The sequence below is a fragment of the Ruegeria sp. CDSA020 genome, from assembly GCF_059612345.1.
Genome location: NZ_JBXWQK010000003.1, coordinates 126,376 through 142,885 on the forward strand (window position 1 = coordinate 126,376; position 16,510 = coordinate 142,885).

16 protein-coding genes are annotated in these 16,510 nt (G+C 58.0%); 9 read left to right on the top strand and 7 right to left on the bottom strand.

Features of this window, described 5'->3' with window-relative positions:
- Nucleotides 1-8: 8 nt before the first annotated feature.
- The 3 genes from AC2FJW_RS06060 to AC2FJW_RS06070 all read right to left on the bottom strand — a co-directional run bounded on the left by AC2FJW_RS06060 (nt 9) and on the right by AC2FJW_RS06070 (nt 4,094).
- Nucleotides 9-1,328: a glutamine synthetase family protein gene (locus tag AC2FJW_RS06060; protein ID WP_496749499.1), complete on the bottom strand. Its 1,320-nt coding sequence runs from the start codon at nt 1,326-1,328 to the stop codon at nt 9-11.
- A 111-nt stretch (nt 1,329-1,439) separates the two neighbouring features.
- Nucleotides 1,440-3,626 carry a molybdopterin cofactor-binding domain-containing protein gene (locus tag AC2FJW_RS06065; RefSeq protein ID WP_496749500.1) on the bottom strand — a complete coding sequence of 729 codons (2,187 nt, stop codon included), beginning with the start codon at nt 3,624-3,626 and terminating at the stop codon, nt 1,440-1,442.
- A 3-nt stretch (nt 3,627-3,629) separates the two neighbouring features.
- Nucleotides 3,630-4,094: a (2Fe-2S)-binding protein gene (locus tag AC2FJW_RS06070; RefSeq protein WP_142633020.1), complete on the bottom strand. Its 465-nt coding sequence runs from the start codon at nt 4,092-4,094 to the stop codon at nt 3,630-3,632.
- Between the two features lie 139 nt (nt 4,095-4,233).
- On the opposite strand from AC2FJW_RS06070, the gene AC2FJW_RS06075 reads away from it, so the two are divergent.
- From AC2FJW_RS06075 to AC2FJW_RS06095, 5 genes are all read left to right on the top strand, one after another.
- Entirely contained in the window at nt 4,234-4,845 is a 612-nt protein-coding gene (locus AC2FJW_RS06075; protein WP_496749501.1) for a TetR/AcrR family transcriptional regulator, read from the top strand.
- 126 nt (nt 4,846-4,971) lie between these two features.
- Nucleotides 4,972-5,967: a tRNA dihydrouridine(20/20a) synthase DusA gene (dusA, locus tag AC2FJW_RS06080; RefSeq protein WP_496749502.1), complete on the top strand. Its 996-nt coding sequence runs from the start codon at nt 4,972-4,974 to the stop codon at nt 5,965-5,967.
- A 38-nt stretch (nt 5,968-6,005) separates the two neighbouring features.
- Nucleotides 6,006-6,830: a sulfite exporter TauE/SafE family protein gene (locus AC2FJW_RS06085; protein ID WP_281971883.1), complete on the top strand. Its 825-nt coding sequence runs from the start codon at nt 6,006-6,008 to the stop codon at nt 6,828-6,830.
- 23 nt (nt 6,831-6,853) lie between these two features.
- Nucleotides 6,854-7,609, top strand: coding sequence for a hypothetical protein (locus tag AC2FJW_RS06090; RefSeq protein WP_496749503.1), 756 nt, complete (start codon nt 6,854-6,856; stop codon nt 7,607-7,609).
- Nucleotides 7,610-7,644: 35 nt separating this feature from the next.
- The gene (locus AC2FJW_RS06095) at nt 7,645-8,373 is read left to right on the top strand and encodes a SpoIIAA family protein (RefSeq protein ID WP_496700567.1); all 729 of its coding nucleotides are present in this window, start codon (nt 7,645-7,647) and stop codon (nt 8,371-8,373) included.
- 257 nt (nt 8,374-8,630) lie between these two features.
- Here the strand turns inward: AC2FJW_RS06095 and AC2FJW_RS06100 are convergent, their stop codons facing one another.
- From AC2FJW_RS06100 to ccmI, 3 genes are read right to left on the bottom strand one after another with little or no spacing between them, the layout of a single operon-like run.
- A complete protein-coding gene (locus tag AC2FJW_RS06100) occupies nt 8,631-8,864 on the bottom strand; it encodes a DUF1289 domain-containing protein (RefSeq protein ID WP_142633031.1) in 234 nt (77 codons plus the stop codon).
- A 16-nt stretch (nt 8,865-8,880) separates the two neighbouring features.
- Nucleotides 8,881-9,345, bottom strand: a complete 465-nt coding sequence (gene ruvX / locus AC2FJW_RS06105) for a Holliday junction resolvase RuvX (RefSeq protein WP_142633033.1) — start codon at nt 9,343-9,345, stop codon at nt 8,881-8,883.
- On the bottom strand, nt 9,342-10,565 hold the full coding sequence (gene ccmI, locus AC2FJW_RS06110) for a c-type cytochrome biogenesis protein CcmI (RefSeq protein WP_496749504.1): 1,224 nt from the start codon (nt 10,563-10,565) through the stop codon (nt 9,342-9,344). The genes ruvX and ccmI overlap by 4 nt, the downstream gene beginning before the upstream one ends.
- A gap of 195 nt (nt 10,566-10,760) precedes the next feature.
- Between ccmI and AC2FJW_RS06115 the strand changes: the two genes are divergently transcribed.
- From AC2FJW_RS06115 to AC2FJW_RS06130, 4 genes are all read left to right on the top strand, one after another.
- Nucleotides 10,761-12,005 carry a sarcosine oxidase subunit beta family protein gene (locus AC2FJW_RS06115; RefSeq protein ID WP_271947765.1) on the top strand — a complete coding sequence of 415 codons (1,245 nt, stop codon included), beginning with the start codon at nt 10,761-10,763 and terminating at the stop codon, nt 12,003-12,005.
- 88 nt (nt 12,006-12,093) lie between these two features.
- Complete coding sequence (locus AC2FJW_RS06120; protein ID WP_142633040.1) at nt 12,094-12,423, top strand: sarcosine oxidase subunit delta; 330 nt, start codon at nt 12,094-12,096, stop codon at nt 12,421-12,423.
- Nucleotides 12,424-12,466: 43 nt separating this feature from the next.
- Entirely contained in the window at nt 12,467-15,481 is a 3,015-nt protein-coding gene (locus tag AC2FJW_RS06125) for a sarcosine oxidase subunit alpha family protein (RefSeq protein ID WP_496749505.1), read from the top strand.
- Nucleotides 15,474-16,040, top strand: a complete 567-nt coding sequence (locus AC2FJW_RS06130) for a sarcosine oxidase subunit gamma (RefSeq protein WP_496749506.1) — start codon at nt 15,474-15,476, stop codon at nt 16,038-16,040. The genes AC2FJW_RS06125 and AC2FJW_RS06130 overlap by 8 nt, the downstream gene beginning before the upstream one ends.
- 42 nt (nt 16,041-16,082) lie before the next feature.
- Here AC2FJW_RS06130 and AC2FJW_RS06135 read toward each other — a convergent pair whose 3' ends face one another.
- The gene (locus AC2FJW_RS06135; RefSeq protein WP_496749507.1) at nt 16,083-16,481 is read right to left on the bottom strand and encodes a hypothetical protein; all 399 of its coding nucleotides are present in this window, start codon (nt 16,479-16,481) and stop codon (nt 16,083-16,085) included.
- Between the last annotated feature and the right edge of the window lie 29 nt (nt 16,482-16,510).

Genomic DNA, 16,510 nt, shown 5'->3' on the forward strand with positions numbered 1-16,510 from the left:
AAGGGGGCTCAAACCGCCTCGAGATAACTTAGCCAATGCTCCTCGGGTGGGCGTTCGTCAAAGCGCAGGATCTCTTGTCGCTTTGTCATGGCAAGATTGCTGATCAGCGGGGCGGGAAAGATGCGCGCAACTTGCGGATCGGTTTCAAGGGCGGTGATGGCTGAAGCCCAGTCGCCAGCGAGTTGCGGCAGGCCGTCGATCTCATATGCGTTGCCCGTGATCGGAGCTGGCGGTTCAGTTCCGTCCTCGATGCCGTTCAGCGCCGCACCGAGCACGGCGCTCAGCATGAGGTAGGGATTGATGTCACCACCAGCAACGCGATGTTCGATCCTGCGGGCAGAGGGCGCGCCGCCGGGAACGCGCAGCGCGGCAGTGCGATTTTCATAAGCCCAGCATGCCTCAGTTGGGGCATGGGCGCCGGGGACAAGCCGGGTGTAGGAGTTCCCGTGCGGTGCAAAAATCAGAGTTGAACCAGGCATTGCAGACAGACATCCGGCTATGGCCGAGCGCAAATGATCAGTGCCTTCAGGCCCGCCATTGTCAAAGATATTTTGCCCATCCTGGTCGACGACCGAAAAATGGACATGCATCCCATTGCCCGCATCCTGGGCATAGGGTTTGGCCATGAAAGTTGCGGTAAACCCATGTTTGCGTGCAAGGCCACGAGTCAACACCTTGAAAAGCAACGTATCATCTGCGCAGCGCATGGCGTCCTGATGGTTCAGGTTGATTTCAAACTGGCCAATCCCGCTTTCGGAAATGGCGGTTTGAGCCGGGATGCTCATTGCCTCGCATCCGTCATAGAGGTCTGTGAAAAAGGCGTCGAACGCATCCATTTCCGCCATGGACAGGACTGCCTCGTCGACCAGCCGTCGCCCCGTCAAAGGATTGATCGGAGGCACCGGTCGTGCACCTGATGAGTCCAATAGCGTGAATTCCAGCTCGGTCGCCGCAACAACAGACCAGCCACGCTCGGCATAGCGTTGCAGCACCGAGGTCAGAGCATGGCGAGGGTCGCCGGCAAAGGGCGCGCCCTGATCGTCATACAGGGACATCAATACCAGCGCTGTTTCGGTTTCAAGCCAAGGAACAGGGACGGGGCCACGCTCGGTTGGCAGTAATATGCCGTCCGCGTCGCCTGATTCAAACACAAGCGGACTATCCTCGATATCCGCGCCCCACAGATCAACATTCAATGCCGAAAAGGGCATCCGCACCACACCTTTACTCAGCTTGTCAGCATAAGAAGGAGGCACGCGTTTGCCGCGCAGCTGACCGTTAAGGTCGCAGGCCGCTACGCGAAAACTGTGTAGGGCGTTCAGGTCCATCGGCGTCTCCATCACTCTGGTACCCCGAGGTTTAATCGACACAAAGCGCCTTGTCACGAAATTTGATCAAATTATCCCCGCGCCGTATTTTTTCGGCGCGGGGTCGGGACCTTATGCAAAGCTTATGCCGTTCTCGGCCATCGGCAGATCGGCAATCAAGGTCCCGGACATTGCCTTGATTGCGTTCGCGAGCGCGGGGGCCGAGGGAGGCGTGCCGGGTTCGCCCACGCCCGTAGGGGCCTCGGCCGAGGGCAGGATGTGGACGTCGATTGTTGCTATATCGCCGATCCGAAGGGGCTCGTAATCCGGGAAGTTGTATTGATCCACGGAACCGCCGGTCAGTGTGATCTGATCGCGCATCACATGCCCGATGCCATAGCCAATCCCACCTTCCATCTGGGCACGCACCACGTCGGGGTTCACCGCGATACCGCAATCGACAGCACAGGTAACCTTTTCGATCTTGATGCCGTCATCCGGATCGCCCGAGATTTCGACCACCTCAGCCACATAAGAACCAAAGGATTTGTGCACCGCAATACCTTGCGCGCGACCGGCAGGGACGTTGCCCCAATCTGCTTTCTCGGCCGCAAGTTTCAGAACTGAGGCCTTGCGCTGTTGGTCTGCATTACCCGCATCCGCCAGATGTGCGAGACGGAACTCAACCGGGTCACGGCCCGCGGCGGTGGCGGCCAAATCCATCATTGTTTCCATCGTATAGGCAGTGTGGGTATGTCCTACCGACCGCCACCATAGAACTGACGTGGCCTTGGGTGTGTCGGTCAGTCCAAGCGCCATCCCCGGAATATCATAGGGGCTGTCTGCGATGCCCTCGATCGAGCTGTGGTCGACGCCGTCATGCACTGCAACCGCTTCGAACGGGGTGCCCTTCATGATCGATTGCCCAGCGACCTGATGCTGCCATCCGACGATATTCCCCTCCGCATTCAACCCGACACGAACTTTGTGGCCGAAGGCCGGGCGGTAATACCCGCTGCGAATGTCGTCTTCCCGCGTCCAGACCAGTTTGACCGGGCGCGAGCGGTCGGTGACAACAAAGGCCAACGCGGCCTCAACCTGATAGTCCGCATCCGGTGTTGCGCGACGCCCGAAAGACCCGCCGGCCAGCATCGTTCTGATGTGGATTTTCTCGGGTGGCAGCTGAAAGATTTGCCGATACGCCATGTGCGGGCCGGTTGGCATCTGAGCGCCATCATGCAGAACGATGTCACCCTCTGCTGTCTGTTCGATTGTGCAGTTCAGTGGCTCCATCGGAGCATGGGCGAGAAGCGGGTAGTAAAAAGTTTTTTCTACGACCGTATCCGCCGCGTCGATCGCCGCCGAAACCGTGGCAACATCTGCCTTGTTCACGTTATAGGTCGGCTGGGCATTCAGCGCGTCCATGATCTCGGCCTTGATCTGATCCGAGTCGCGCGTTTCAGCGCCAGACATGTCCCATTCGACCTCAAGCGCGTCACGCGCCTGAATCGCCGCCCATGTATCTTCGGCATAGACCGCGACACCGGCCTGATTGGGCAGTGCGGCGGCGCTGATATATCCTTTGATCTCTTTCGAGGCGCTGTCGTCAAAGCTGATGACAACGCCACCGCGCGACTCCGGACGTTTGATCATCGCAACCATCTGGTTGGGCAGGTGGACATCCATGGCATACATGGCTTGCCCGTTACCCTTGATGGCCGAGTCCGTGCGACGCACGGCCTCGTTCCCGATCAGGCGGAATTCCGAGGGGTCTTTCAGGCGTGGCTCGTTCGGCGCTTCCATCTGTGAAGCGGCCGCCACAAAATCGGCAATCGGGGCGGATTTGTCGCCTGCTTTGACGATGCCCTCCTCAATGGTGATGCCGGACGCATCCACACCCCAGCTTTGGGCGGCGGCATTGATCAGCATCTCGCGGGCGGCAGCGCCAGCCTGACGGTATTGCAGCCAGGAATTCGCCATCGCGGTCGAGCCGCCGGTGCCCTGGAACGGGCCGAACAGCAGGTTGTTATAGACTTGGGGGTTCGACGGCGCGAATTCGTAGTCTATCTGGTCCATTGTGACGCCGATTTCCTCGGCGATAAGCGTCGGCAGGCCGGTCGCCGGCCCCTGACCCTTTTCGAAGTGTTTGACGATGGCAGTCACAGTGCCGTCCGCGTCAATCTTCACAAATGGGTTGAGCTGCGTCATCTCGGACGAGGCCGCAGCCAGAACGCCATCGGGGCGGGCGCCAATCAGCAAGACGGCACCGGTAGCAGCAGCGCCTTTCAGAAAACTACGGCGAGAGGTGTTGATGGTCATGGATCAGGCCTCCAGAATTTCGGATGCGCGCTGGATACCGGCGCGGATGCGTTGATAGGTGGCACAGCGACAGGCGTTGCCGGACATGTAATCGTCGATTTCTTCAACGCTGGGCTTTGGATTCTCGGACAGCAATCCGACCGCCGACATCACCTGACCCGACTGGCAATAGCCGCATTGAACCACGTCCAGCTCGACCCAAGCCTGCTGGACAGCAGCGCCGATATCATTTTCGCCCACCGCTTCGATCGTGGTGATTTCGGCACCTTCGACATCCTCGATATATGTCTGGCACGAGCGCACCGGCTCTCCGTCCAGATGCACGGTACAGGCCCCGCACGAGGCGACACCGCAGCCGAATTTGGTTCCTGTCATCTTCAGTTCGTCCCGGATTACCCACAGCAGGGGCGTGCCGGGCTCGGCCTCAACCGTGTGGGTCTGGCCGTTCAGTTTCAATGTCAAAGCCATTGGGGGGATCTCCTGTTGGGCTGGCTACCTGAATCGGTAAACTCGCGGGTTTACCTTAGGCAGGGGGCAGGGCGTTGTAAACCCGAGAGTTTACCTAGCGTTTGACCGGCTCATATCAAAGGGTCTATAGCTTTGGAGCATGAATGACCTCAGCGCACCGAAAGCATCAAAGCATGCCCAGATCATCGAGGCTGCCGTAGCTGAATTCCAGGAAAAGGGGTTCTCGGCGGCCAGTATGGATCGCATCTCGGCACGGGCCGAGGTCTCCAAGCGCACACTGTACAAGTATTTCGAAAGTAAGGAAAACCTGTTCCGCTCGATCGTGGTTGAGCTGTCGAACCGCTTCTCTGAGGTTCAGGATATCAGATATGAAAAGGGCAGAGATATCCGCGCGCAACTGACAGATTTGGCTTGGGCCGAGGGTCGCATTCTGATGTCACCCGAGGTGATGGCGATGTCGCGTATGGTGATCAGCGAAACCTTGCGCAATCCCGACCTTGCGGTCGCCGCGCAGGGTAAGCTGGACAAAACCGCTATTTTCTCAGTCATGCTGAAAGAAGCAGCGGAAGATGGTCAGCTGCGCATCGACAACCCTGAGGTCGCAGGCCGTGAATTCATCGGATTGATCAAGAGCAGGGCATTCTGGCCTATGGTTTTTTGCGGGTCCGTACTTAGTCAGGAAGAAATGTCTGATACCATTCAGCGCAGCGTCGAAATGATGATTTGCCGGTACGGTGTCGACAATCGGTGACGCGGTTGGCAGGCACAGGGACGACCCCTTTCGAATATGCTAAACCCCAGGCTGCCCGATTCGAGGGGCAGGAATTTGCGGTTTCGATCCGTCTGATTGGATACCGGGTGCGACGAGGGCTCAGCATTGAATGACAAGGTAAGACAAGCCGCACGCCTGAGCGTCGCCCCTATGATGGATTGGACGGACAGGCATTGTCGCTATCTGCATCGGTTGCTGAGCACCGAGGCGCTGCTGTACACTGAAATGGTCACAGCGCCTGCGTTAGTTCGGGGTGGCGCGCTGCATTTGCTGGACCACAACCCGCAGGAGCATCCCGTGGCCCTGCAACTGGGCGGGTCGGACCCTCAGGAATTGGCACAAGCGGCCCGGTTGGGGGCGGATGCTGGTTATGATGAGATCAATCTGAATTGTGGCTGCCCGTCTGATCGAGTACAATCTGGCACTTTTGGTGCGGTGCTGATGAAATCCCCTGACCGCGTTGCGGATTGTGTTGCCGCAATGCGCGAAGCCGTGGACGTAGATGTCACGGTCAAATGCCGCATTGGAGTCGACGACCAACAGCCCGAAGACATTTTGCCTGAGTTTCTGAGCCAGATCAGGCAAGCGGGATGCACACGGGTCACGATCCACGCGCGCAAAGCCTGGCTGCAAGGGCTCAGCCCCAAAGAAAACCGGGATATTCCACCCCTGGATTATGATCTCGTGCATCGGATGAAGGCGGAATTCCCGGATATGCACATCTCGATAAATGGTGGCATTGCTGATCTGGAACAGGCGCGCGGGCATCTGGACGCAGGGTTGGATGGTGTCATGATCGGGCGGGCTGCGTATCATCAGCCGTCAGATGTTCTGTCCACAGCGGATCCTGTGATTTTTGGGGTCGGTCAGGCCGCCGACCCGTTTGCTGTTGTCCGGAAAATGGTGCCTTATATCGAATGCCATCTTGCTGGCGGGGGGCGCTTGCACCAGATTACGCGACATATGCTGGGCCTGTTCGCAGGGCGGCCGGGTGCGCGGGCTTGGCGGCGGACCCTGTCTGAAGGTGCAGTGCATGACGGGGCGGGCCCCGAGGTTATGTTGCAGGCACTGGATCATGTCGCGCCTCTGACCGAGGCCTGAATGGTGGCAATACGGCAAAAGGTCGGTTGGGGGGAATGATGCCCGAAGTAATGTTGCTTGCTCAGATGCTGGTTCTTCTGCTGGTGATCGGAGCGCTGGCGGGCGTTTTGGCGGGTCTGTTGGGTGTCGGCGGAGGCATCGTGCTGGTCCCTGCTTTTTTCTATGCGTTTCAGACCCTTGGGTATGGCGGTCCGCAGTTGATGCAGCTGTGCCTCGCCACCTCACTGGCAACGATTATCGTAACCTCACTGCGGTCGGTTCTGGCACATAACAAAAAGGGTGCCGTTGATTGGGATATCCTGCGCAGTTGGGGTCCGGGCATCGCCATCGGTGCGGTGTTGGGCGTGATGGTGGCATCCGCTCTTCGGACCGAGGCATTGCAAGCCCTGTTCGGTGTATTGGGTATGGTGATTGGCGCCTATCTTGGTCTGGGTAAATCCGAATGGCGGCTTGGAGACGCCATGCCCAAGGGCCTGAAACGCGCTCTCCTGTCGCCCTCGGTCGGCTTCCTATCCGTTCTGATGGGTATCGGCGGCGGCAGCTTTGGCGTACCGCTAATGAGCTTGTTCAACACGCCAATTCACCGGGCTGTGGCCACGGCTGCCGGGTTTGGCGTGATCATCGCTGTGCCCTCGGTCATGGGGTTCCTGTTTCTCGAAATTGCCCCTGAACACCGCCCGCCCTTTACCATCGGCGCCGTCAATCTGATTGCCTTTGGGATTGTGGTCGCCATGACCATGATCACTGCGCCTTGGGGCGTAAAGTTGGCCCATGCGATGGATCCAAAGCCGCTCAAGCGGATATTCGCGGTCTTCCTGACTCTGGTCGCCCTGAATATGTTACGCAAGGCGTTGGGTTTTTGAGTTCTTTCGAGGAAAAGGGCTGGGTGAAATTTCCCCACGACCGGGCTATTCTGGACTGGGTATCTTATGCGCTGCCCGCAGCACGCGCTGCTGCGGCGGATCCGGAATTCGCGCATTGGCTGGACTGTGAAGGGACCTGGTTCATTGGGGTCGACGCGCTGAACAACGACACCGAGGGCAGGGTCCAGGGGTCCCCGGTTCTGACCGGGGCCGTCATGGATTTCATAGTGTCGCGTTATGGGTCGTTGCCATTGCACAAAGCCCAGGTCTCGGTCATTTACCCCGGCTACCCGTTGCCCCGACGCGGAGAGGGCGAGGCTGCTGCCCAGTATCGAGCAAAGCGGGATGCGGCCCATGTGGATGGTTTACGCCCGTCCGGCCCGGATAGGCGCCGCAGGGTCGAGGAACCGCATGCGTGGATTCTGGGCATTCCATTGACTGATGCCAGCGAGAATGCGTCCCCGATGGTTCTTTGGGAAGGTAGCCACAAGATCATGCAGGCTGCATTTGCGGATGCACTTGAAGACAAGCGCCCGGAAACTCTGGATCAGGTGGACATAACAGATGTTTATCAGGCTGCCCGTCGTGAGGTCTTTGATACTTGCCGTCGCATCGTATTGCCCGCACGTCCGGGCGAGGCCTATCTGCTGCACCGCCACTGCCTGCACGGGGTAGCGCCATGGGGCAGCGGGGCTGAGGCTGGGTCGGATGGCCGGATGATCGCCTATTTTCGGCCTGAATGCGCTGGCGGTGTGGCCGAATGGATCAAATCCTCCTAACGTTCTGTCATTATACAGATTTGGAGGATTTTTTGATGATTGCTGTCCACAAAAACTCTGACGGAGCATTGATTGAAATCGAGCTTTCCGGCGAAGTGACAGGTACGGACTATTCCACAACATTGATCCCGGCGATTGAGGCCGCACTGGCCGAACACGATACGGTGCGGTTGTTGGCGATCGTGCAGCCAGAGTTCAAAGGGTACGATCTGAATGCGGTTTGGTCGGATACAAAATTGGGCCTCAGCCACTGGCGCGGCTTTGACCGAATTGGAGTGGTGGCGGATCAGGGTTGGGTTCAGACCAGTATCCGGCTTGCGGCTCCGCTTTTCCCTTGCCCTGTGCAGGTATTCGATCACGCGAATATTGAAGAAGCGCGCCGATGGTTGCGCGAATCTCTGGGCTCTATTCACGTTATGGATCTGGGCGGCCCCTGCGTGCAGGTCAGCCTGATGGGAAAACTCGACCCTGGCGAATTCAAAAAGGCCGAAACCGATCTGGACTACATTTTGCAGGAGAAACAGGGGTTTCGCCTGCTGATTGATCTGTCCAAGTTTGACGGATGGCAAGGCCTTACGGCGCTTGCCTCGCATTTTCGGCTGGCCCGGGGGCATATTGGTAATCTGGATCGGGCAGCGGTTGTTGGCGACAAAGCCTGGCAACATCTGGCCCAACGGGTGGCCAGCCACATCCTCGGCACACGAACTCAGTTCTTTCCCGCCGAGGAAATTCAGAACGCCAAAACATGGCTTGCGTCTGGGTAGAAACGCAGCGGCTTGAGCCTGCTGTGACATTTACGTCAGGGCACAGAAATATCAGCGAGGATTTTTCTTGATCGATTGGTCAAAAAAGACGTACACAGATCGAACTCCTCTGCCGAGCCACTGCAGAGGATCGATTGTTGAAACGCGCCGCTGTGGGTTGCCACTCACTCACCAGCTGTCAACGAACTTGACCCCCTCGTAGTTCAGACCAGCCCGCAGCGGTGCAGATTCAGCAATCACATCCTTTTGTGGAAATCTCAGGCCTTGTTGAGCCGCCCCGCCCGGCCGCCGCGCCGTTTGGCAAGCAGCGGTTTGCGAGACGGTAGGTCTGCCATGATATCGGCGCGCTCAGAGCTGTCCATTTTCGACCAGCGAGAGATTTCGTCGATCGTGCGGTAGCAACCGGTACAAATACGCTCGGTCGGGTGCACAACGCAGATCTGGATGCACGGGCTTTCGACCTCGTTCCTTTTCCAAACCATGTTCGACATCAGCGTTTTCCGATCCTTAAAGAAAGCGCATTCTGTCCAGCGCGCCTTGCAGAATATAGCCTGCCGCGACGTGGTCGATAACCTGTCCGCGACGCTTTCGTGTCGTATCCGCCTCAAGCAGTGCCTTTTCTGCCGCAACCGTGCTGAGCCGTTCGTCCCAGAACCCGATCGGAACTTCGGTCAAACGGGACAGGTTTCGGGCAAAGGCACGGGTGGACTGGCAGCGCGGCCCTTCGCTGCCATCCATGTTTTTCGGCAGACCCAGTAGGATGCCCCCGATCTCACGGTCGGCGATGATTTCCAGCAGACGGGCAGAATCCAGAGTGAATTTCTTGCGCCTTACGGTCTCCAGCGGGCTTGCAACACCGCGCATCCGGTCCGAGACTGCAACCCCGATAGTCTTTTCTCCCAGATCGAGACCGATCAACGCGCTCATAGGCGCAAGCGCGCCTGCAAATTCCTCAAAAATGTCATGGATCATTGGGTCACCCCAGCCTGAGCTGCTGCCGCACCAAGGATAGCCAGTGCGTTGTCATTGTCCGAGAATACGGATTGGGCTTCGGCGTAGATCGCGGTGGCCCGGTCGATGTCGCCAACCACCCCAAGGGCACCGATCAGTCGGGCCCATTCTTCGGGGGAGCCGCCTTCGGTTGCAAGCCTGTCTGACAGTTGCTCGACCATGCCAAGGATCATCTCTTGTCGCTCTTGTGCGGTCAGAGATGCAGCGGCCTCGATGTCATCCTCACCGGGGCCTGGGTTCCCTGCTGGTATAGGGGCGGCATTGAACACACCCGCACGAAAGGCCAGATCGTCCATCTGTGCGCGAATGGCCGTTGCCCAGGGGGCATTTGTCGGCGCGCTTCCAAGTGCTTCCACCCAGATCCTGTAACCGATATCAGGTCGTCCGACCTGTACCATCATCTGTCCCAGGTAATACAAGGCCGGACCATGGCGTGGATCACGCTGCAATGACTGTTTCAATGCGTCTTCAGCTTCGGGCGAGATATATCCGTTGGTAGCAAGGATCATCATCTCGGCAAGATGCGAATAGGCATCTGCGGGTGCAGTATTCCCGGACAGTTCGATTACACGTTGCTGCGCTTTGTAGGCGGCATGGAAGTTACCTGCGTTCGCCTCGTGCTGGGCAAGAAGGATATGTCCTTGTAGGTCATCAGGACGACCGGAAACGGTTTCGCGTAGTTGCCCGAGAAGAGAGGCATAGCTTTCGTCAAGCTGTGGCAGTGGTGCGGGTGGCGTGGCGGCCTCTGCCTCGGCCTGACTGGGGCGCTCCGTGCGCAGGGCATCGGCCATTTCTAGCCGCAATGACAGGGGCTGATCGGGGAGCCCGGCTGCACCAAGCTTCAGATACATCCAGGATCCTCCGCCAACTAGGATGGCCGCGACAAATACGGATGCCACAACCGAGATCCATTTGGACGGCCCTTGCGGTTCAGACAAAGATTGCATCTGCGCATCAGCCGCAAGAATGCGGCGTGAAATTTCCGTGCGAACTCGCTCGGCATCTGCGTCAGCGATGACACCACGGGCCAGGTCTCGATCTACGCTGGCCAACTGTTCACGATAGACCTGCAAGTCATACGCTGTGGATGGTTCGCGCGTATCTCGCCTACGCAGTATCGAAATCCCAAGAAAAACCGCTATCAGAACAGCGGTGGTTATGATGAGGGCCCAGAAGGTCATGATAACTCCAAGATGGCTGTCCTGACTTAGACCTGTGGCGGGGCGGAAAAAAGGGACAAATGGCCGCGAGGGGGCTTCATGTCGCAAAAATAAGGGCGATGTCGCAATAGTGCGATATTATGGCGTTGCACGGCAGGGGCCAAAGGCGGTTACACGGCATACCTGCGCCAATCACCGAACCGGATGGATTCGCTTATGAAACACTATTCAGCCTTTGCTGTGGCGCGCGAAGCGCTGCGCTATCATACCGGATGGGAACGCGCCTGGCGTTCGCCCGAGCCCAAGAAACGCTATGACGCCATCATTGTGGGGGCGGGTGGCCATGGTCTGGCAACCGCCTATTACCTGGGTAAGAACTATGGCATCCAGAATGTCGCTGTGATCGAAAAAGGCTGGCTGGGCGGTGGTAATACCGGCCGGAACACAACCATCATCCGCTCGAACTATCTGCAGGATCCGTCTGCCGCGATCTATGAAAAGGCGCGTAGCCTTTATGAGGATCTGAGCCAGGACCTGAATTATAACGTCATGTTCAGCCCGCGCGGCGTGATGATGCTGGCGCAGACCCAGCATGAAATCCGCGGCTATCAGCGCACGGCTCATGCGAATGCGCTGCAGGGTGTAAAGACTGAATGGATCACACCTGAACGGGTCAAGGAACTGGTGCCAATCATCAATCTCGAAGGCCCGCGCTATCCGGTTCTGGGTGCGCTGTGGCAGGAACGCGGTGGCACCGCCCGTCACGATGCGGTGGCTTGGGGCTATGCGCGCGCTTGTTCCGCCATGGGCATGGATATCATCCAGCAATGCGAAGTGACCGGGGTTCGGTCACAGGATGGTCGTGTTGTCGGTGTCGACACCACCAAAGGTGCGATCGACTGTGACAAGCTGGGCATCGTGGTTGCGGGCCATTCCGGTCAACTGGCCGAAATGGCGGGCTTCCGTCTGCCGCTTGAGGCGATTGCTCTGCAGGCGCTGGTGTCTGAGCCGATCAAACCCTGCATGGACGTGGTCGTGATGGCCAACACGGTGCATGGCTACATGTCGCAATCCGACAAGGGAGAGATGGTGATCGGTGGCGGCACCGACGGGTTCAACAACTACACCCAACGCGGCAGCTTCCACCATATCGAAGAAACTGTGCGCGCGCTGGTCGAGACCTTCCCGATGATCTCACGCCTGAAAATGCTGCGGCAATGGGGCGGGATCGTGGATATGACCGGCGATCGCTCGCCCATCCTGTCAAAAACACCCCTGGGGAACTGTTTCATCAACGGTGGCTGGGGCACCGGTGGCTTCAAGGCCATTCCGGGGTCCGGCTGGGGCATGGCACAGCTGATGGCCACGGGTCATTCACCGCTGACCGAGGCGTTCTCGTTGGATCGTTTCAAAGAAGGCCGCTTCATCGACGAAAGCGTCGCGGCCGGGGTGGCGCACTGATGCAGATTTTTCGGCGAAAAATCTCGCGCGCCCGTTACTCAGATTTCGCATGCAGCATGGTCTCGCCTGCTGCCGAGAGGATGAACATATGCTGATCCTAAATTGCCCCTACTGCGGCGTCGATGCCGAAGAAACCGAACTGGCCGCCGGTGGCGAGGCGCATCTGAAGCGTTTCGGTCCGGGCTCGTCGGATGGTGACTTCCACGATTACCTGTTCATGCGTGAAAACCCTAAAGGCGTTCATTTCGAACGCTGGCGTCATGCGAACGGATGCGGCAAGTGGTTCCACGCGGCGCGCTGCACGCAAACGCTCGAAGTTTTCGGCACCTACTCTGCCCAGGTGTTTGAGCCGCCCAAAGAAATTCGCGAGGCGATCACCGCCAAGCGCCCTGGCTGGACGTGGAGAGAATACAAATGATCCGCGCCACCACCCGTAATTCCGCCTGCGAAAGGTCCGCATCATGAGCACCCGTCTCGCAAATCAAGGCCGGCTGATTGACCGGTCGAAACAGGTCACATTCTCCTTCAACGGCACTTCGATGCAGGGCTACGAAGGCGACACGCTTGCCTCGGCCTTGCTGGCTAATGATCAGATGATGATGGGCCGTTCGTTCAAGTATCACCGCCCGCGTGGTGTTGTCGCCAGTGGTGCGGAAGAACCCAACGCTCTGGTCGGTCTGGGGCAGGGCAATCGGTTCGAGCCGAACCAGCGCGCCACCACGACCGAGCTGTTCAACGGTCTGACCTCGATCTCGCAGAACCACTGGCCGAACCTGGAATTTGATATCGGTGCGATCAATACGCACCTGTCGCGGTTCCTGCCGGCTGGCTTCTATTACAAGATGTTCATTCATCCCAAGCCGTTCTGGAAACATGTCTACGAGCCGTTCATCCGCCAATCTGCCGGTCTGGGCAAAGCCCCCGACAAGGACAGCCGTGATGCGGATACCTATGAACATTTCTACAACTTCGTCGATGTGTTGGTGATCGGTGGCGGTGTGGCCGGTTTGCAGGCTGCCAAAGTGGCCGCTCAGTCCGGTGCAAAGGTCATGTTGATTGAGCAGACCGCGCATTGGGGTGGCCGTGCCCCAGTTGATGGCGGCACAATCAATGATGAGCCTGTGGATAATTTCGTGGAACAAATTGTTTCCGAACTTGAAACAATGGACAACGTCATCTTGCGCAATCGCTGCATGGGTGCAGGGGTCTATGACCATGGCTATGTGCTGGGCTATGAACGCCTGACAGACCACAAGCCTGGTGCACAGGGCCCGCGCCATCGTCTGTGGCGTATTCGGGCGAAACAGGTCGTGACTGCTACCGGTGCGATTGAGCGTCCGTTGTCCTTTGCGGGCAATGATGTGCCAGGTGTCATGCTGGCCTCGGCCATGCGGGACTATGTCGTGAACTGGGGTGTGACACCCGGTGAAAAGGTGATTGTGGCCACCAATAATGACGACGCCTACCGGACTGCGATCACCCTGAAACAGGCCGGTGTGGATATCTTGCGTGTGGTTGACGCAAGGGCTACCTCGGGCCCTCTGGCTGAAGAGGCGCGCCAACTGGGTATCCGCGTCGATGTGGGCAAGGCCATTGCCAAAGTCAAAGGCGGCAAACGCGTCAAGAAAGTTGCCATCTGCAATCAGGACGGCATCGGTGGCGCCCGTGAAGAGGTGGAATGCGATGCGGTTGCGATGTCGGGCGGTTGGTCTCCGGTCGTGCATATGTGGTCGCATTGCGGCGGCAAGCTGATCTGGGACGATGCCAATGCGCATTTCCGGCCGGATCCTGCACGACCCCCGCTTGGGGCCGATGGCGAAGGGTTCGTCGTAGCCGCCGGGGCATCGAATGGCCCGATGGCGCTGGTCGATGTGCTGGCCGATGCCGATGCAGCTGGTAAGGCCGCAGCCAAAGCGGCTGGATTCAAAATCAAACGCACCAAAGCGCCTGTCGGGGAAACTACGTCCGAGGCACCTATGGCTGCGGTCTGGTTGATGCCTGCGAACGCGGATATTCAACTGCGGATGAAGTCCTGGCTGGACTTCCAAAACGACGTCAAAGTTTCGGACGTGCAACTTGCCGCGCGTGAGGGGTATGAGAGCGTTGAACATACCAAGCGTTACACCACTCTGGGCATGGCAACGGATCAGGGTAAACTGAGTAACATCAACGGATTGGCGATCCTAGCTGATGCGTTGGACTCCGAAATCCCGAAGGTTGGAACAACAACGTTCCGCCCGCCTTACACCCCAATTTCAATGGCATCTATCGGCGGTGAGGCACGTGGTGAGGTGTTCCAGCCAATCCGCCAGACTCCGATGCATAACTGGCACGACAAGAACGGCGCCGATTGGGAGCCGGTCGGCCACTGGCGCCGGACTTATGCCTATGTTCGTCCGGGTGAATCCGTGCATGACGCCGTGAACCGTGAGGTGAAAAACACCCGCGAGAACCTCGGTCTGCTGGATGCCTCGACCCTGGGCAAGCTGATCGTAAAAGGGCCGGACGCAGGCAAGTTCCTGGACATGATGTACACCAACATGATGTCTACGCTGAAGATCGGCAAATGCCGCTATGGCCTGATGTGTTCCGAAAATGGCTTTCTGATCGATGACGGTGTTGTTGCCAGGATCGACGAAGACACATGGTTGTGCCACACCACCACCGGCGGGGCCGAACGTATCCACGGTCACATGGAAGAATGGCTGCAAACCGAATGGTGGGACTGGAAAGTCTATGTTGCCAACGTGACCGAGCAATATGCGCAGGTCGCCGTTGTTGGCCCCAACGCCCGCAAGGTGCTTGAAAAGCTCGGCGGCATGGATGTGTCGAAAGAGGCGCTGCCCTTCATGGAGTGGCGCGATGGCAAGATCGGCGACTTTGATTGCCGGGCTTATCGCATCTCGTTCTCGGGTGAGCTGTCGTACGAGATCGCCGTCCCTGCATCACAAGGGCAGGCCTTCTGGAATGCGCTGATGGATGCAGGCAAGGAATTCGGCGTGATGCCCTATGGCACTGAATGTCTGCACATTCTGCGTGCCGAGAAAGGCTTTATCATGATCGGCGATGAGACCGACGGCACCGTGATCCCGCAGGATCTGGGGTTGCATTGGGCGCTGTCGAAAAAGAAAGAGGATTACCTCGGCAAGCGCGCTCATTCCCGCAGCCATATGGCCGATCCAGAGCGCTGGAAACTGGTGGGTCTTGAGACTGTGGATGGTTCTGTCATCCCGGATGGGGCTTACGCAGTGGGCGAGGGCGTCAACGCCAATGGTCAGCGCAACATGATCGGTCGTGTGACCTCAACCTATTATTCGGCCAATCTGGGCAAAGGCATCGCCATGGGCTTGATCAAGCATGGTCCTGACCGCATGGGCGAGATTGTCGAGTTCCCGGGCACCGATGGCAAATCCTACAAAGCAAAGATCGTGGATCCGATCTTCTTCGACAAGGACGGGGAGAAGCAGAATGTCTGAACCCATCAGCGCACTGAACCACGCCAGCTATGAGGGCATCGCCAAGGTTGAAGAATGCGGCCTGCAGGGCATGATCACCCTGCGCGGCGACCTGTCCGACAAGGTTCTGGCCAAGGCCGTCAAAGACGCCACCGGCAAGAAAGTACCCGGCCAGCGCGAGGCATTTGTCGACGGAGACTGCGGTGTTTGCTGGATGTCCACCGACGAATTGCTTGTGCTTGTCCCATATGCCGAGGTCGAGGCCAAACTGGCCGCGATGACCAACGCGCTGAGCGGTGTGCATGCCCTGGCGGTCAACGTCTCGGATGCCCGCGCGGTGTTCAGCATCTCGGGCGCGAACGCTCGCGAAGTTCTGGGCAAACTGGCCCCGGTAGATCTGTCGGCTGACGCCTTCCAACCCGGCCAAATCCGCCGTTCGCGCTTGGCGCAGGTTGCCGGTGCGTTCTGGATGGATGACGCCGAAACTCTCCGCGTCGTCTGCTTCCGGTCAACCGCAGACTACGTGTTCAAACTGCTTAAAGTTGCGGCGCAGCCCGGCAGCGGCGTCGGGATTTACTGAACCGAAGTGAACTAAAAAGCCCCGGTCACACCGGGGCTTTCTTTACCCGGTGAATACGCTGCAGACTCCGGATCCATATGGCTTGTTGGCAGCGCTTATATGAGCAAAACTGGCGCGAACTTTGACAGTGTTTTTTGCTGAATTAAGATTTGCCTGATATTTCATGCGCAGATTTTGTCCTTCGCTTGACCGGAGGGTGACGTTCCAAAGCAAGCGATATTCGCCACTTTTTTTCACTTTAAGTTGGGCGCTGGTCCAATCGTGATGGCCGCTGACAACTTTGGCCTCACGCGTGTCAGTATCTACTTGAAAAAAATATTCGGGCGCGATCCAGCCGTGGCCGTCCGGCTTCGTGATTTCACATTTGTATTCGACAGTACCAGCTAAAACTGAATGCGCGGAAACGATCATCGCAGCAATCGCCGAAAGCGAAGCTTTCATTTTTGTTATCCTTCAAACTATTCCGTGGG

What these genes read in the sequence shown, in the direction of transcription:
- AC2FJW_RS06060 (WP_496749499.1), bottom strand. Translation starts at nt 1,328, where the DNA reads ATGGACCTGAACGCCCTACACAGTTTTCGCGTAGCGGCCTGCGACCTT.
- AC2FJW_RS06065 (WP_496749500.1), bottom strand. Translation starts at nt 3,626, where the DNA reads ATGACCATCAACACCTCTCGCCGTAGTTTTCTGAAAGGCGCTGCTGCT.
- AC2FJW_RS06070 (WP_142633020.1), bottom strand. Translation starts at nt 4,094, where the DNA reads ATGGCTTTGACATTGAAACTGAACGGCCAGACCCACACGGTTGAGGCC.
- AC2FJW_RS06075 (WP_496749501.1), top strand. Translation starts at nt 4,234, where the DNA reads ATGAATGACCTCAGCGCACCGAAAGCATCAAAGCATGCCCAGATCATC.
- AC2FJW_RS06085 (WP_281971883.1), top strand. Translation starts at nt 6,006, where the DNA reads ATGCCCGAAGTAATGTTGCTTGCTCAGATGCTGGTTCTTCTGCTGGTG.
- AC2FJW_RS06095 (WP_496700567.1), top strand. Translation starts at nt 7,645, where the DNA reads ATGATTGCTGTCCACAAAAACTCTGACGGAGCATTGATTGAAATCGAG.
- AC2FJW_RS06100 (WP_142633031.1), bottom strand. Translation starts at nt 8,864, where the DNA reads ATGTCGAACATGGTTTGGAAAAGGAACGAGGTCGAAAGCCCGTGCATC.
- ruvX (WP_142633033.1), bottom strand. Translation starts at nt 9,345, where the DNA reads ATGATCCATGACATTTTTGAGGAATTTGCAGGCGCGCTTGCGCCTATG.
- ccmI (WP_496749504.1), bottom strand. Translation starts at nt 10,565, where the DNA reads ATGACCTTCTGGGCCCTCATCATAACCACCGCTGTTCTGATAGCGGTT.
- AC2FJW_RS06115 (WP_271947765.1), top strand. Translation starts at nt 10,761, where the DNA reads ATGAAACACTATTCAGCCTTTGCTGTGGCGCGCGAAGCGCTGCGCTAT.
- AC2FJW_RS06120 (WP_142633040.1), top strand. Translation starts at nt 12,094, where the DNA reads ATGCTGATCCTAAATTGCCCCTACTGCGGCGTCGATGCCGAAGAAACC.
- AC2FJW_RS06125 (WP_496749505.1), top strand. Translation starts at nt 12,467, where the DNA reads ATGAGCACCCGTCTCGCAAATCAAGGCCGGCTGATTGACCGGTCGAAA.
- AC2FJW_RS06130 (WP_496749506.1), top strand. Translation starts at nt 15,474, where the DNA reads ATGTCTGAACCCATCAGCGCACTGAACCACGCCAGCTATGAGGGCATC.
- AC2FJW_RS06135 (WP_496749507.1), bottom strand. Translation starts at nt 16,481, where the DNA reads ATGAAAGCTTCGCTTTCGGCGATTGCTGCGATGATCGTTTCCGCGCAT.